Annotated in this window: 13 protein-coding genes; all 13 read left to right on the forward strand. The window is 47.8% G+C overall.

Translation table 11 applies throughout. From position 1 onward, the window contains the following. Positions 1 to 128 precede the first annotated feature (128 nt). A complete protein-coding gene (locus NE473_RS22460; RefSeq protein ID WP_081034936.1) occupies positions 129 to 2,468 on the forward strand; it encodes a RelA/SpoT family protein in 2,340 nt (779 codons plus the stop codon). 46 nt (positions 2,469 to 2,514) lie between these two features. Next, positions 2,515 to 3,159 carry an MBL fold metallo-hydrolase gene (locus NE473_RS22465; protein WP_039892326.1) on the forward strand — a complete coding sequence of 215 codons (645 nt, stop codon included), beginning with the start codon at positions 2,515 to 2,517 and terminating at the stop codon, positions 3,157 to 3,159. 13 nt (positions 3,160 to 3,172) lie between these two features. Continuing rightward, complete coding sequence (hemZ, locus tag NE473_RS22470; RefSeq protein WP_055650909.1) at positions 3,173 to 4,630, forward strand: coproporphyrinogen dehydrogenase HemZ; 1,458 nt, start codon at positions 3,173 to 3,175, stop codon at positions 4,628 to 4,630. A 27-nt stretch (positions 4,631 to 4,657) separates the two neighbouring features. Beyond that, complete coding sequence (locus tag NE473_RS22475; RefSeq protein ID WP_055650908.1) at positions 4,658 to 5,626, forward strand: D-2-hydroxyacid dehydrogenase; 969 nt, start codon at positions 4,658 to 4,660, stop codon at positions 5,624 to 5,626. Positions 5,627 to 5,881: 255 nt separating this feature from the next. Next, entirely contained in the window at positions 5,882 to 7,159 is a 1,278-nt protein-coding gene (locus tag NE473_RS22480) for a PTS sugar transporter subunit IIC (RefSeq protein WP_055650907.1), read from the forward strand. Positions 7,160 to 7,166: 7 nt separating this feature from the next. Beyond that, on the forward strand, positions 7,167 to 9,161 hold the full coding sequence (locus NE473_RS22485; protein ID WP_256265389.1) for a BglG family transcription antiterminator: 1,995 nt from the start codon (positions 7,167 to 7,169) through the stop codon (positions 9,159 to 9,161). 131 nt (positions 9,162 to 9,292) lie between these two features. After that, on the forward strand, positions 9,293 to 10,630 hold the full coding sequence (locus tag NE473_RS22490) for a 6-phospho-alpha-glucosidase (protein ID WP_006775285.1): 1,338 nt from the start codon (positions 9,293 to 9,295) through the stop codon (positions 10,628 to 10,630). An 83-nt stretch (positions 10,631 to 10,713) separates the two neighbouring features. Further along, positions 10,714 to 11,013, forward strand: a complete 300-nt coding sequence (locus NE473_RS22495; RefSeq protein WP_039892328.1) for a PTS sugar transporter subunit IIB — start codon at positions 10,714 to 10,716, stop codon at positions 11,011 to 11,013. Positions 11,014 to 11,027: 14 nt separating this feature from the next. Beyond that, the gene (locus tag NE473_RS22500; RefSeq protein WP_006775287.1) at positions 11,028 to 11,351 is read left to right on the forward strand and encodes a PTS sugar transporter subunit IIA; all 324 of its coding nucleotides are present in this window, start codon (positions 11,028 to 11,030) and stop codon (positions 11,349 to 11,351) included. A gap of 2 nt (positions 11,352 to 11,353) precedes the next feature. Further along, positions 11,354 to 11,959, forward strand: a complete 606-nt coding sequence (locus NE473_RS22505) for a hypothetical protein (RefSeq protein ID WP_242866180.1) — start codon at positions 11,354 to 11,356, stop codon at positions 11,957 to 11,959. A gap of 188 nt (positions 11,960 to 12,147) precedes the next feature. Then, positions 12,148 to 13,656, forward strand: a complete 1,509-nt coding sequence (locus NE473_RS22510) for an RNA/DNA-binding domain-containing protein (protein WP_055650905.1) — start codon at positions 12,148 to 12,150, stop codon at positions 13,654 to 13,656. Positions 13,657 to 13,797: 141 nt separating this feature from the next. Then, positions 13,798 to 15,057, forward strand: a complete 1,260-nt coding sequence (gene hisS / locus NE473_RS22515) for a histidine--tRNA ligase (RefSeq protein ID WP_256265390.1) — start codon at positions 13,798 to 13,800, stop codon at positions 15,055 to 15,057. 34 nt (positions 15,058 to 15,091) lie between these two features. Further along, a complete protein-coding gene (gene aspS, locus NE473_RS22520; RefSeq protein WP_022030856.1) occupies positions 15,092 to 16,882 on the forward strand; it encodes an aspartate--tRNA ligase in 1,791 nt (596 codons plus the stop codon). Positions 16,883 to 17,116 lie beyond the last annotated feature (234 nt).

A 17,116-nucleotide genomic window follows, 5' to 3' on the forward strand; every position in this document is an offset into this window, starting at 1 on the left:
TGAGTATGCAGAATGAACCGCTTGTTTAAGCAGCAATAAAAAACTATTTGCATTTTTCGTCAAAAAATTTTATAATAAATGTTAACTATGTTTAAATGAAACGATAAGTTGCGAAAAGGTGACAGTATATGGCAGATGAATCAACCATGGAAAAACTGAATAAGACTCCATTGGGAGTTGGAAGGGTTGACGGTACGATGGAGATCAAGTCGCCTAATGATGAGGAACTGGAGGCACCGGCAGATTTTACCAGTCCCGAGGTACTGTATCAGGAATTGATCGCCAGTATCCGGAGATACCATCCTTCCGATGATATCAGCATGATCGAAAAGGCCTATCATGTCGCTGATAATTTTCATAAGGAGCAGAAGAGAAAGTCGGGTGAACCGTATATCATTCACCCTCTTTGTGTTGCGATTATTCTGGCCGATTTAGAGATGGATAAGGAGACGATCGCAGCAGGGATTCTTCATGATGTGGTGGAAGACACGGTTATGACCCTGGAAGAGCTGGGAAAAGAGTTTGGGGAAGAGGTGGCGCTTCTTGTCGACGGCGTCACAAAGCTGACTCAGTTGTCCTGGTCCATGGATAAGATGGAGCTGCAGGCCGAGAATCTGAGGAAGATGTTCCTGGCCATGGCAAAGGATATCCGTGTCATCATCATTAAACTGGCGGACCGTCTCCATAACATGAGAACGCTCCAGTATATGAAGCCGGAGAAGCAAAAGGAAAAAGCCCGTGAAACGATGGAGATCTACGCGCCCATTGCCCACCGGCTTGGTATTTCCAAAATCAAGATCGAACTGGATGATTTGTCCTTAAAATATTTGCAGCCGGACGTATATTACGATCTGGCTGAGAAGATTTCCTTAAAGAAAGATGCCAGAGAGTCATTTGTAAAGAGCATCGTGGATGAGGTGCAGGAACATTTAAAGGAGGCCTCCATTGTAGCCAAGGTAGATGGAAGAGTGAAGCATTTCTTCAGCATCTACAAAAAGATGGTGAACCAGAATAAGACTCTCGACCAGATTTACGATCTGTTTGCCGTGAGGATTATTGTGGATAGCGTCAAGGATTGTTATGCGGCGCTGGGCGTCATCCATGAACTGTATAAGCCGATTCCGGGACGATTCAAGGATTATATCGCCATGCCGAAGCCCAATATGTACCAGTCGCTCCATACGACGCTGATCGGGAGCAACGGACAGCCGTTTGAGATCCAGATCCGTACGTATGAGATGCACAGGACTGCGGAATATGGTATTGCTGCTCACTGGAAGTACAAGGAGAGCGGAAGCGGCCAGGTGGCTGCAGGCAAGGAAGAGGAGAAGTTAAGCTGGCTGCGCCAGATTCTGGAATGGCAGAAAGACATGTCGGACAACAAGGAATTTTTAAACATGGTCAAGGGCGATTTGGACCTGTTTTCCGACAGTGTTTACTGCTTCACTCCATCCGGCGATGTCAAGAATCTTCCAAGTGGTTCCACACCCATTGACTTTGCATACTCCATCCACAGCGCGGTAGGAAACAAGATGGTTGGAGCGCGGGTGAACGGCAAGCTGGTGAACATTGATTATGTCATTCAGAACGGCGACCAGGTGGAGGTCATTACCTCCCAGAACTGTAAGGGGCCGAGCCGGGACTGGCTGAATATTGTAAAGAGCACCCAGGCTAAGAATAAGATCAACCAGTGGTTCAAGACCGAGCTCAAGGAGGATAATATTCTCCGGGGCAAGGAGATGGTGGACCGCTACTGCAAGGCCAAGGGAATCGTCTATTCCGACATTAATAAGCCTGAATATCAGGATAAGGTCATGAAGCGCTATGCGTTCCGCGACTGGGATTCCGTGCTGGCATCGATTGGCCACGGCGGACTGAAAGAAGGCCAGGTCATCAACAAGATGGTGGATGAACGGGCGAAAAAGATGAAGAAAGAGGTCACCGATACCACGATTTTAAATGATATCGAGGACATGAGTAATAAACTGCCTGTCAACAAGCACAGCAAGAGCGGCATTGTAGTCAAGGGAATCCATGATCTTGCGGTCCGTTTTTCCAAATGCTGCAGTCCGGTACCGGGCGACGAGATCGTAGGCTTTGTCACACGCGGCCGTGGAATCTCCATCCACAGAACCGACTGCGTGAACGTCATCAATCTTCCGGAAGATGAAAGGAGCCGTTTGATCGACGCGGAATGGCAGACACCGGAGGGCGACGATACGAAGGAACGCTACTCGACGGAGATCAAGATCTATGCAAACAACCGGATCGGCATGTTTGTGGATATATCCAAGGTTTTCACGGAGCGGCAGATCGATATCACCTCCATGAATTCCAGAACGAATAAGCAGGGAAAGGCGACCATCACCATGACGTTCGATATTCATGGCGTGGAGGAACTGAACCGGCTGACCGATAAACTGAGACAAATTGAAGGCGTAATCGATATAGAGAGGACTGCGGGATAACGCAGTTTTCTCTTTTCTTAAATACCAGCGGAGAGAGGATAAACGTATGAGCAATTTCAGAATCAGAACGTGTACTGTAGGTATGGTCGGGACTAACTGCTACCTGGTTTACCGGGAAGATTTAAAAAGGGCGGTAATCGTGGACCCGGGAGATAACGGAGCCCATATCCTGAATACGTGCAGGGAGTGTGGGATTATTCCGGAGGCGGTCGTGCTGACCCACGGCCATTTTGATCATATTTTAGCGGTGGAGGAGATCCGCCGTGCATTTAAGGAGATAACCGTTTACGCCGCTGAGAAGGAAGCGAAGCTTCTGGGCGATCCACGGCTTAACCTGACCGCCTCCTATGGAACCGGAGTTACACTGAGCCCGGACCATTTAGTAAAGGATGGGGATATCCTGGAGCTTGCCGGTTTCAAGTGGCAGGTCATAGAAACTCCCGGCCACACGGAGGGCTCTGTCTGCCTGTGGATCAAAGAGGAGGAGGTTCTGATATCCGGTGATACGTTATTTGCAGAATCCCTGGGACGGACCGATTTCCCGACGGGAAGCTCTGCTGATATCATACGCTCGATCAAAGAACGATTATTCGTACTTCCGGATGACACGATGGTTTATCCGGGACACGGGGAGCCGACTACCATCGGACATGAGAAAACTCATAATCCGGTCGCATTTTACAATAGATAGGAACGAACATACCATGATAGGAATTATATTAGACGACAACGCGTACGAGCAGGATATCCGGGAACTGCTCATGGCTTTTTACCCGGGAGAGACATATATTCATGAAGAAAGGGACGGGGATGAGATGCCCCGTTTCTCTGTATATGGAACAACAGGAGGAAACCGGTATTCCCTGACCGTCAGAGAGTATGGGGAAGATGGTGAAATGCTGGAGAACAAGGCATCCGTGGAGGCGGATTTTTCCAATCGTTTTGAGACTAAAAACCGGATTAAACGCATGCTTTACGGCCTGCTCTCGGAAAAGACGAAGAAAGAACTGCCATGGGGGACACTGACTGGAATCCGTCCGACGAAGATAGCCATGACAAAGCTTCTGGAAGGGAAACAGGAGGACGAGATCCGTACTTATATGAAAGAGACGTATTTAGCCAGCGACGCCAAGATCGATTTGAGTATCGAGATTGCTGAGCGGGAACGGGAGCTTTTGTCGGCAATTGATTACGAACACGGCTACAGCCTGTATGTCGGAATCCCGTTCTGCCCCACGACGTGCCTTTACTGTTCCTTTACCTCATTCCCTATTAAAAGCTGGGAAAAGCGGATGGACGAATATTTAGCGGCGCTGTTTAAGGAAATGGATTATGTGGCCGAAACCATGGCGGGCCGAACTCTTGATACCGTATACTTCGGCGGCGGAACTCCGACATCGCTGTCGGCGGAACACTTAGAGCGGGTGATGGAGAAGCTAAAGGCCACGTTTGATTTTTCAGAAGTGAAGGAATTTACGGTAGAGGCCGGCAGGCCGGACAGTATCACAGAGGATAAATTAAAGGTTCTTCTGGATTACGGCGTTACCCGTATCTCTATCAATCCCCAGACTATGAAGCAGGAGACTCTGGATTTAATCGGCCGCCGCCATACGGTGGATCTGGTTAAAGAAAAATACCGTCTCGCCCGGGAAATGGGATTCGATAATATCAATATGGATCTGATTATCGGACTCCCGGAGGAGGATTTGGAAGACGTCCGCCGGACCATGGAGGAAATCAAAGCGCTTGATCCTGACAGTATCACTGTACATTCTCTGGCCATCAAACGCGCGGCCAGACTTAACATGTTTAAGGAGAAATACGGAGACTTAAAGATCACGAACACTCAGGAGATGATCGATTTGACTGCCGCTTATGCCCGCGAGATGGGACAGGAGCCCTACTATTTATACCGCCAGAAAAACATGGCCGGTAATTTTGAAAATGTGGGGTACTCCAGACCGGGAAAAGCGTGTATCTATAACATTCTGATCATGGAAGAAAAGCAGACGATTGCCGCCTGCGGAGCGGGAACCACGACGAAGGTGGTATTCCCGCGGGAGAACCGGCTGGAACGGGTGGAAAATGTTAAGGATGTGGAGCAGTATATTTCCAGGATCGACGAGATGCTGGAGAGGAAGGGGAAACTGCTTGGGAAGTAAGAGAACCATGTGAAATGAGGAAGCAATATGAAAATTGTGATCTTAGACGGTTATACGGAGAACCCCGGCGATTTAAGCTGGGAAGAGATGGAGAAGCTGGGAGAATTGACAGTATATGACAGAACCCCTGTCTCCGACCAGATGGAAATTATACGCCGAATCGGTGATGCAGAGATCGTAATCACCAACAAGACGCCGGTTTCCAGGGCGGCCATGGATGCCTGCCCAAACATAAAGTACATAGGGATGCTGGCAACCGGATACAATGTAGTGGATTATGAAGCCGCAAAGGAAAAGGGGATCCCCCTCTGCAATATTCCCTCCTATGGAACGGAAGCTGTGGGCCAGTTTGCAATCGCGCTTCTGCTGGAGATCTGCCATCATATCGGCCATCACGATAAAGCGGTCCATGACGGGAGATGGGAGAATAATCCGGACTGGTGTTTCTGGGACTATCCCTTAATCGAGCTGTGCGGCAAGACCATGGGAATCATCGGTTATGGGCGGATCGGACAGAGTACGGGAAGAATCGCACAGGCACTGGGAATGAAGGTACTGGCTTACGATACCTTCCAAAATCCGGAACTGGAAAGCGATACATGCCGTTACGCGGATCTCGATGAAGTCCTTGGCAGTTCCGACGTTATCGCCCTTCATTGTCCGCTGTTTGCAGATACGGAGGGGATAATCAACAAGAACACCATCGCTAAGATGAAAGACGGCGTTATTATTCTGAATAATTCAAGAGGCCCTCTGATTGTGGAACAGGACTTAGCAGACGCACTGGCCAGCGGAAAAGTCTATGCGGCCGGATTGGATGTAGTCTCATCTGAGCCGATCAAAGGGGATAATCCGCTGCTGAATGCCCCTAACTGCATCATTACACCTCATATTTCCTGGGCGCCTAAAGAGAGCAGAAAGCGGCTGATGGACATTGCAGTGGATAATGTAAAAGCGTTTTTAAATGGGACTTTGCAGAATGTGGTGAATCTGTAGGCAGTATTTTGAGTCATCCGGGAGCGGAGTCCGAGCTGCTGGCGGACAGGATCGTACATGGTACGGTTTCATTCGGAATTGTAAATTTTATGATAAATATGACAGAAGGAGACAGCCATAATCTGAGAAAGGTTATGGCTGTCTCTTTTCCTATCACTTAGGAAAAACCCTGTTTGCACTGAAAATCAAAATCAGGTACACTCTAGTTACAATATTAAGGCCTTAAGAACAAACCACAAAGGGGAAAATTTCTTTATGAACGAGAAAACCACAGGTTTTCAGGACAAGCTTATGAAGTACATGATGCCCATTGCCAACTGGGTAGAGAAAAACAACTGGCTCCAGGCAATCAAAGACGGTATGATCGCGGACATTCCGGTCATCATCATCGGATCTATCTTTCTTCTGCCGATCGCGCTGAACAACTTAATCGCTTCCGGGCCGATCCATGATTTTATCTCCGCCCATAAGGGCGTGCTGACGTATGCGGCCGGCTTTACCAACGATTTACTGTCAATCTTCGCGGCGTTCTTCATTGCTACGGCTTTGGCAAAGAGATACGGTGTCCATAATACACAGACCGGGATCACGGCGATCATCGTTCATCTGATCCTTTCCGCCGTTTCCATCGAGGGTGGAATCAGCACTGAGTTTTTAGGTGCTTCGGGCCTCTTTACCAGTATTATTTCCGGTATTATGAGTGTGGAGATTACACGGTTTTTAATTAAGCATAATGTAATTATCAAGCTGCCGTCGTCAGTGCCGCCAATGGTAGGAGAGAGCTTTGCCTCCCTGATTCCTCTGGTAGTCAATGTTATTGTGGCAGTTGCCATCGCTAATATCTCGATTGCTGTTACCGGACTTGCATTCCCGGCAGCTATTATGAAGCTCTTAGCTCCGGCTATCAACACCATGGATACGCTTCCGGCACTGCTGATCGTTATCTTCCTGACACAGTTTTTATGGTTTTTCGGCCTTCACGGACCGTCCATCACCTCTGCGGTGTGGGCTGCATTTGCAATCGCTTACCAGGCAGAAAATATGGCTAATTATGCATCGGGTGCTCCGGTTACCCACATCTTCACCTATGGACTCTACTATAATTTCCTTCAGGTAGCAGGTTCCGGATTGACATTGGGCCTTGTCTTATTTATGATGAAGTCAAAGGCGAAATCGTTTAAATCCATCGGTGTGGCGTCACTCGTTCCATCTATCTTCGGAATCAATGAGCCGGTTATCTTCGGCCTCCCGATTCTGCTGAACCCGTATATGTTCATTCCGTTCGTATTCGGGCCGCTGCTGATCACCGTGCTTACATACTTCAGCATGAAGGTGGGGCTGGTTGGCTATCCGGTGGCAGCGCCTCCAGGATTCCTGCCTCCGGGCGTTGGTGCGTTCCTTACAACGTATGACTGGAGAAGCGTGGTTCTCGTATTTGTATCACTGATCATCATGGCACTGATTTATTATCCTTTCTTTAAGATGATGGAAAAAGACGAACTGAAGAGAGAAGCTCAGAGCGAAGCGGAGTAAACAGAACATGGTATTTACAAAAAGGCAGACAGAGATTATAGAGTATATCATGAATAATGTGTCAGGAATCACGGGTGATAAACTGGCAAAGTATTTTGGGGTGTCGTCGCGAACCATCAGGAATGACATCCTTCAGATAAACTCGGCCTTAAGCAGCAGTCTGTCTCTCTGCCAGACGGAGGGGCGAACGGCATACCCCTCCATAAAAGCCTCGAAACGAATCGGTTACTATATCACACAGGAGGATATGGAGGACTTTCGGGCAGTGTTAGAGGGAGGCGATGACAGAGCCTGGGTCATCGCTCCCCACAACCGCGGCTACGCGATTCTGGGCCACGCCCTGGAGAACGGAAGCTGCAATTTATACGATCTGGAAGAGGAGCTGTTCTTATCCCAGACAGCGCTTCGGGAAGAAGTGCAGAAGCTTCGGAAGATGCTGGAAGATAAGATGGACTGGACGGTCCTGTTTCTGGAAGGAAGCCAGGTCCGGATCGTGGAAAATGAAGAAAAGATACGATTATCTATTTTTAACATTATTAAATATGAAGTCCAGACTCATACGGATTTTAACAGTGATTATCTGGGACTGATCTTTCTCGGCGAATATGACCGGGGGGAGTACGAAACTTTTGTAAATGCGGTTAAGAACTACTTTGGAAGCCACGAGATTCTGGTGTCAGACGCCAGCCTTTACATGGTGGCCAACGCTATTTATGCGACCATCATGAGAAAGCGCCAGGGCCATGAGCTGACCGGCTTAAAGGCAGAGGAGTTTGTGGTAGAGGTTCTGACCAATCTTTTGTACCATTTGAAGGCGCAGAAGGTGGAACTGACCGAGAGCGACGAAGCACTGCTTAAGATATTCCTGTATTCCGTAAGGCTCGTCCAGAGCGAGGAGAATACGAGGGCCAGCGCTTTGAGCGGCGTCATCTTAAATGAGTTCTGCCAGGAGGTATTAAATAAATACAGCTTTGACTTACATCAGTCCGACGAGCTGTTCAATAATATGGCGCTTCATTTAGAGTATTTAATCCGCCGGATCGATACGGGCTACCGGATCGATAACCCGATCCTGCAGGACATTAAGACTCAGTATCCGTATGCCTACGAAATTGCGATTCTTCTCGTACCGATCATGTTCAAGTACAAGAGTATTCCCATCCGCGACGAAGAGATTGCCTATATGGCCCTGTACGTGGCCTATTTCCTGGAAAAGGTAAACCGGCGGTTAAAGACCGTGATCATCAACGCTCCGAGACAGAGTGTCTGCGCCATGGTGTGCAGCTGGTTAAACGATCATTTCCAGAATCAGATTGAGATCGTAAAGGTCCTTCCGAAGCACCAGCTGGACCAGTACGTGAAGGACCATCCGGTGGACTTGGTTATTTCTACGGAAGGGCAGAGAGTGAATACGGAGATTCCCGTATTCCGGATCAATGGAATTGCAAACCAGCAGGACTACTCGGCGCTAAACGGATTTATCAGACGCATGAGGGTGAGCAGGCGGTTCAGTGTCATCGTCAACAAATACTTTGATACCAGGTGTGTCAAGATCTTTGCAAAGGACGGCGGGACCGCAAAATGGAACGGCAGCGTTTCCTTTGAAACGGTTATCGGGACGCTTTCAGAGAAGTTTAAAGAGCAGGGTAAGATCGAGTCAATGGAAGAATACGTGGAAGACGTACTGTCGAGGGAAGTCAATTATCCCACTGTGATCGGAGAATCCGTGATGATTCCCCATCCGCTCATGACGTTTGCGAAGGAGACCGCGGTAGCGGCGGCTATCTTAAAACCGCCCATCACCGTCTGCAGGAAGGCAGTGAAGGTAATCTTCCTTCTGGCCATTGAGGGACGGCCCAATGACGACGTGAGTATTCTGTTTGAGTTCTTCAAACAGGTGGCCATGAATGAAAATCTGGTACACACGCTGTATGAGGCGGCGGATGAAAAAGACTTTTTAAACCGTTTGATCAGTATATCCACTTCTATTGAGCTTTTTTAAGCGAAGTTTTAAAAAGCTTTTTTAGAAATAAAGCAATAAATTGCATCTGAAGTATAGAACAGTAAAATACAACGAAAGTATGAATCTGACAGAAACTATAGATAGATTGAATAGAAGGAGAGCAAGTAAAAATGAGTGAGAAAAAATTTTCCGTAGTTATCGCAGGAGGCGGCAGTACGTATACGCCTGAGATTATTCTTATGCTGTTGGATAATTTAGACAGGCTTCCGCTTCGTGCCATCAAGCTGTATGACAATGACGAAGAGCGCCAGGGAAGACTGGCAAAGGCCTGTGAGATCATTGTAAAAGAGAAAGATCCGTCCATCGAATTCGTAGCGACGACAGATCCAGAGACGGCTTACACAGACGTGGATTTCTGTCTGGCACATATCCGCGTGGGACAGCTTCCCATGAGGGAAAAAGACGAAAAGATCCCGTTAAAGTACGGTGTAGTCGGCCAGGAGACCTGCGGACCAGGCGGTATCGCTTACGGCATGCGTTCCATTCCGGGCGTTCTGGAGAACATCGAATACATGGAGAAATACTCCCCTAACTGCTGGATGCTCAACTACTCCAACCCGGCTGCTATCGTAGCTGAGGCGTGCAGACGGTTTAAACCGAACGCAAGAGTCATCAATATCTGCGACATGCCGATCGGTATGGAGAACAACATCGCAAAGATTCTGGGCTTTAACGACCGCAAGGAGATGACGGTGCGCTACTTCGGCCTCAATCATTTCGGCTGGTGGACCTCCATCAAGGACAAGGAAGGCAATGAGTATATCGACAAATTGATCGCTCATCAGTTAAAGTATGGCAACACGCTTCCGGAAGAGGGAAATAACGGAGATTACACAGACAATTCCTGGTATGAGACGGCTAAGAAGGTGAAGGATTTAACCGCGATCGACCCGACCATGGCTCCCAATTCTTACTTCCAGTACTACTTATTCGGCGACGACATGGTAGCCCATACCAATCCGGAGTATACGAGAGCCAATCAGGTTATGGACGGAAGAGAAAAGCGGGTATTCGGCGAGTGCGCAAGGATTGCAGAGGCAGGTACGGCAGAGGGAACCTCTTTGGAGATCGGTATCCACGCATCCTTTATCGTGGACTTGGCGACGGCACTGGCCTTCAATACCCATGAGAGAATGCTGCTGATCGTAAGAAATAATGGCGCCATCGAGAACTTTGATAAGGACGCCATGGTAGAGATTCCGTGTATCGTTGGAAAAGACGGATACGAGCCGATCACCATCGGAACGATCCCGACCTTCCAGAAGGGACTCATGGAAGAGCAGGTTGCGGTAGAGAAGCTGACCGTAGACGCTTATGAGCAGGGAAGCTACCATAAGTTATGGCAGGCTCTGACCTTATCAAAGACGGTTCCGAGCGCCAATGTAGCGAAGAAGATCCTCGACGATTACATCGAGGCGAATAAGGAATACTGGCCGGAATTAAAGTAATAAAAATCGTGGAACAAAGTCAAAATAAGCCCGGGAAAATTAAGAAATAAACCCTCGGGGCACATAGTAAATGAGGAGGCAATATGAGAATATTAATTTGCTGTAACGCCGGAATGAGCAGTTCAATCATTATGCAGAAGATGAGAGATGCGGCTGCAAAGCGTAATATGGAGCTTACCTGTGAGGCGGTGCCGAATGCGGGAATCAGTGATGAAATCGGAAAATGGGATGTGTGTCTGGTAGGGCCGCAGCTGGTTTACGCGGTGAACAATATCAAGAGTATCTTAAACATACCGGTAGCAAGCATTGAACCGAGGGTTTATGCCCTGGCCGACGGCGACAAAGCCCTGGATTTTGCGATCGAACTGGCTAAAAAATCATGAGAAAGGCTTAAATTATGGCTGATGTTACAAAATTATCGGAATGTGCAATGCAGATCGTGACCTACGCCGGCTGCGCCAAGTCCAGCTATATGCAGGCGCTTCAGGAGGCCAAGAAGGGGAACTGGGATCAGGTGGAACCGAGAATTAAGGAAGGCGAACAGTTCTACCGCCAGGCCCACGAGCAGCACGGCGAGATCCTGCTAAAAGAGGTGAACACGCTGGAACCCCAGATTACGCTGTTAATGTCCCATGCAGAGGACCAGATTATGTCGGCGGAACTGGTACGCGTCCTGGTGGAAGAATTGATCGAAATATATACGAATCAGAAGGGAGAATGACGATGGCAAATTATACGATATGGGCAAATGCCACGACAAAGAATGGATTTGCGGCAGATGAGATCATTTCCTGTCTGCAGAAAGCGATCCGGCGGGGAATGGTGGAGGAGGCATGCCAGTACGCCTATGAACTGTATACCTCCGGCCCGGCTTTGTTAGAGAAGGTTTGGCATCGTCTGCTCACGATTTCGGTGGAAGACATCGGCTTCGGCGATCTCGATGCGGCCGGAAAGATCAATACGCTGGATGAAATGCGGAAGAAATTCGCTTACGACGACGGCGACCAGCCGATGTACTTTATCCATGCGATTCGGATTCTCTGTGCGTGTACGAAGGACCGTTCCAGTGATTACTTAAAGAATATCATCATCAAGGAGGCGGCTATGGGCAAGGTGCCCGAGATTCTCGATGTGGCTTTAGATAAGCACACGAGACGCGGCCAGGAGATGGGGCGCGGATCCATCCATTTCTTTGAAGAGGGAGCGAAGGTAATCCCGCAGTTGGATGTGAATAACGGATATAAGGAGAGATACAGAAAAATCCTGGAGAATTACGATCCGTCTAAGGCGGTTCCGGGAGCGTTTGTTTATAGTTCGGGGAGAGATTAAATAGATGATAGGAAAGGGCTGTGTCTGTATGGTGAAAACCTCAGACATGGCCCTGATTTCATCCGCTGTTTTCTTTGTTAGTGTTATGACAGATTGATATTCTTTTATGTATCGAATATAATAAATGTTATACTGTAGGTTCGGTACATTAATAATTCATTGATGATATACAGCGGAGGTAAAGTGGTATGATCCCTGATGAAATTTTACAACTTATAAGCAATGGAGAAAATAACATTGTTGAGTTCAAAAAGTCTACAACGGATATTACAAAGGATGTATATGAGAGTGTTTGTGCTTTCTCAAATCGGGATGGGGGGCATATTTTTTTAGGAGTTAAAGACAACGGGACGATTCTTGGCATTCAGCCAGATCGGATTGATCAGTTAAAAAAAGATTTTGTTACCTGCATAAATAATGAGAATAAGATATTTCCTCCATTGTATATAGTTCCTGTGGAATTTGAACAGGATGGCCGCCATATTCTGTATATTCATGTTCCTGTTGGGACAAGCGTATGTCGATGCAATGGTCGTATTTATGATAGAAATTATGAATCCGATATAGATATTACGAATAATGAGGGGCTTGTTTATCGATTATATGCGAGAAAACAAGATTCCTATTATGTTAATAAAGTATTTCCTCATTTTAGCTATTCCGAATTGAGGACAGATCTGATTGACCGCGCTCGGCGGATGACCCGAAGCCGTTCTCAAAAACATCCTTGGAATCAAATGACGGATGAAGAAATTCTTCGTAGTTCGGGCATGATTCTTCGGGACCCGGAAACCAACAGAGAAGGAATTACACTGGCAGCTATTCTCTTATTTGGACCGGATGATCTGATATTATCTGCACTGTCACATTATAAGACAGATGTTATTTTTCGTGTATTTAATACAGATCGATATGATGACCGGGATGTGATTATTACGAACCTCTTAGACAGTTATGATAGAATGATTTCATTTGGTGAAAAGCATTTGAATGATCTGTTCGTGATGGATGGATTGCAAAGTGTCAGCGCAAGAGATAAAATTCTGCGTGAAATCGTATCAAACAGCCTGGCACATCGGGATTTTTCAAATGCTTATGTTGCGAAAATGGTTATTGAGAGAAACCAAATTTTTACCGAGAACTGTAACCGTTCTCATGGTTATGGAAGCCTAAACCTTTCCAACTTTGCTCCATTTCCAAAGAACCCACCGATTTCTAAGGTATTTCGTGAAGTTGGATTGGCAGATGAATTAGGATCTGGTATGAGAAATACTTATAAATATACAAGGTTATACTCAGGAGGAGAACCTCAATTTATCGAAGGTGATATATTCAGGACCATTATTCCACTCAATGAAGCCGCAACTGGAACCGTAGGACCATTTTCAATTGTTAAAAAAGGTGAAGTTGGTGGTGAAGTTAGTGGTGAAGTTAGTGGTGAAGTTAGTGGTGAAGTTAGTGGTGAAGTTGAAAGGGCTGTTCTTTCTGAAGTTAAACTGGATATGGAGCAATTAAAAAGTCTTTTAGATTTCTGTAATACTGGTCGTTCGAGGAAAGAAATGCAGGATTATTGTGGTATAAAGGCACAGAGTTATTTCAGAGATCATATTCTGTCACCTTTGCTGAGATACGGATTGCTCCGTATGTCTATTCCTGATAAGCCGAAAAGTTCAAAACAGAAATATATCAGAAATTGAATTATATCAGGATATCAGGAAAATTACAAAAAACGCTTGCAAAACTCGAAAAGACCAGTAAAATAGAGAAAGACATATTATTTACGCGAATGCACCAGATTACAGACCAGTAAAGAATAAAAAGATAACGGAGTGAGACGTATGGCACTGAAAAAGAAGCCGGTAACCGGCATGAAAGATATCCTGCCCGCAGAGATGGCGGTACGGGACTATGTAATGAACCAGATTCGTGAGACATACCGTGGATTTGGATTTACTTCCATTGATACCCCGTGTGTGGAACATATTGAAAACCTGACGAGCAAGCAGGGCGGCGACAACGAAAAGCTGATCTTCAAGATCATGAAGCGCGGGGAGAAGCTGCGTCTCGATACGGCGGAGACGGAAAACGACTTAACAGACAGCGGCCTCCGCTACGACTTAACCGTGCCGTTATGCCGCTATTATGCCAATAACGCGGCATCGCTTCCGGCACCGTTTAAGGCGCTTCAGATGGGCAGCGTATGGAGAGCGGACAAGCCTCAGAGAGGAAGGTTCCGCCAGTTTGTCCAGTGTGACATTGATATTTTGGGCGATCCCAGCAGATTAGCAGAGATTGAACTGATTCTTGCGACAACCACGCTGCTCGGTAAAGTTGGCTTCAAGGGATACCACGTCCGCATCAATGACAGAAATATCTTAAAGGGTATGGCTGCTTACTGCGGATTCCCGGAGGAATCCTTTGACCAGGTATTTATTATTCTGGATAAGATGGATAAGATCGGCATGGAAGGCGTTGCTTCTGAACTTTCCGAGGCCGGATACGAAAAGGACAAGATCGACCAGTATCTGGCGCTGTTTGGTTCGGTGACACCGGATGCCGCAGGTGTCCGTTCTCTCGGAGAGACGTTAAAGGATGTAATGGAACCGGAAAAGGCGGAAAATCTGGCCGCTATCATGGACAGCGTAAACAGCATCGCCACCAGCCAGTTCGACATTATATTCGATCCGACACTGGTGCGTGGAATGTCCTACTATACCGGAACAATCTATGAGATCCAGGTAGACGGGTTCCCGGGATCGGTCGGCGGCGGCGGCCGTTACGATAAGATGATCGGCAAGTTTACCGGAATGGAGACACCGGCCTGCGGCTTCTCCATCGGGTTCGAGAGAATCATTACCATCCTGATGGAAGAGGGATTTACGGTTCCGGGAAGTACGGAGAAGAAAGCATTCCTGATTGAGAAGGGCGTCAGCGCTGAGGTCATGACGGCGGCGATCAAAGAGGCCATGGACGAGCGGGCCAGGGGCGTTTCCGTTCTCGTTTCCCAGATGAACAAGAATAAGAAGTTCCAGAAGGAAAACCTTCAGAAAGAGGGCTATACCGAGTTTAAAGAATTTTACAGAGAAGGCTTAAAATAAAAAAGCCTGTATCCAGAAAGCAAGGAGGCATATTATGGCAGAATCAATGCTGGGACTGAAACGGTCCCATAGATGTACAGAGGTTACGAGCAGCAATGTCGGTGAGACCGTCACCGTCATGGGCTGGGTGCAGAAGAGCAGAAACAAGGGCGGTATTATTTTCGTGGATTTAAGAGACCGTTCCGGTATTCTGCAGATTATCTTTGAAGAGAGCGACTGTGGTGCAGAGAGCTTTGCAAAGGCTGAAAAGCTGAGAAGCGAATTTGTTATCGCCGTGACCGGACACGTGGAGAAGCGTGCAGGCGGAGTGAACGAGAATCTTGCTACCGGCGATATCGAAGTCAGAGCAGAGAGTCTTCGCATTCTTTCGGAGTCCGAGACACCGCCATTCCCGATTGAGGAGAACAGCAAGACGAAGGAAGAGCTTCGTTTAAAATACCGTTATCTCGATTTGAGAAGACCGGATATCCAGAGAAATATCATGGTCAGAAGCCAGGCCGCCATCATCACGAGAGCATTTCTGGCAGAGGAAGGTTTCTTCGAGATTGAGACCCCGACCTTAATCAAGAGCACACCGGAAGGCGCACGCGACTATCTTGTACCGAGCCGTGTTCATCCGGGTTCATTCTACGCGCTTCCGCAGTCTCCGCAGTTATTTAAGCAGCTGCTCATGTGCTCCGGCTATGACCGCTATTTCCAGCTGGCCAGATGCTACCGCGACGAAGACTTGCGTGCCGACAGACAGCCGGAATTTACGCAGATCGATATGGAGCTGTCCTTCGTGGATGTGGAAGACGTCCTTGATGTAAATGAGAGACTGTTAAAGAGATTATTTAAGGAAATCTGTAATTTCGATCTGGAACTTCCGATTCCGAGAATGACATGGCGCGAGGCGATGGACCGATTCGGCTCCGATAAGCCTGATCTGCGTTTTGGCATGGAACTGAAGAATGTGTCCGATGTGGTCCGCGGCTGCGAATTTGCCGTATTTAAAAATGCCCTGGAGGCAGGAGGTTCCGTGCGCGGTATCAACGCTGACGGGCAGGGAGCCATGCCGCGTAAGAAGATCGACGCCCTGGTGGAGTATGCAAAAGGCTTCGGGGCAAAGGGACTGGCTTACATTGCCATCGCTGAGGATGGCACTTACAAGTCCTCCTTTGCAAAATTCATGACAGAGGATGAACTTCACGCATTAGTGGAAGCTATGGCTGGAAAGCCGGGAGATTTGCTTCTCTTTGCGGCTGACAAAGATAAAGTGGTATTTGACGTATTAGGAAACTTAAGACTGGAACTGGCAAGACAGCAGGATTTACTGAAGAAGGACGACTTTAAGTTCTTATGGGTAACCGAATTCCCGCTTCTTGAGTATTCCGAGGAACAGGGACGTTTCGTTGCCATGCACCATCCATTTACCATGCCGATGGACGAAGACTGGCATTTAATCGACAGCGATCCGGGGGCAGTGCGTGCAAAAGCCTACGATATCGTGTTAAACGGTACCGAGATGGGCGGCGGCTCTGTCCGTATCCATCAGGGAGATATCCAGTCCAAGATGTTCGAAGTCCTGGGCTTTACCCCGGAGCAGGCGCAGGAACAGTTCGGATTCCTGCTTGACGCATTCAAATACGGAGTTCCGCCTCACGCAGGCCTGGCTTACGGCCTTGACCGTATGATCATGCTTATGGTGGGGGCAGACAGCATCCGTGACGTAATCGCATTCCCGAAGGTGAAGGATGCTTCCGATATGATGACAGAGGCTCCGGCTCCGGTTGATGAAAAGCAGCTGGAGGAACTGGGGATTGAGGTTTCAGAGACAGAAGAATGAGAGACTGAAAAAATAGCAGAATAAAGAGAGCAGATATAGATACAGAGATAGGTACAGACAGCCTGCATCTCAGCGCCATCGTTGGCGTGGGGATACGGGCTGTTGTTTTGGTGCGCCCGGCGGCGCACGTTTCTAACCGGTGCAAGTCCGGAATCCGCCCGGTGGTGGGAAGGATATAGCCGAAGGCAAGGGTGTCCATCGTGAGGTGGAATCTGAAGGAAGCTGGATATGGGG

This window comes from Hungatella sp. SL.1.14, assembly GCF_024460495.1.
Classification (GTDB): Bacteria; Bacillota; Clostridia; order Lachnospirales; family Lachnospiraceae; genus Hungatella; species Hungatella hathewayi.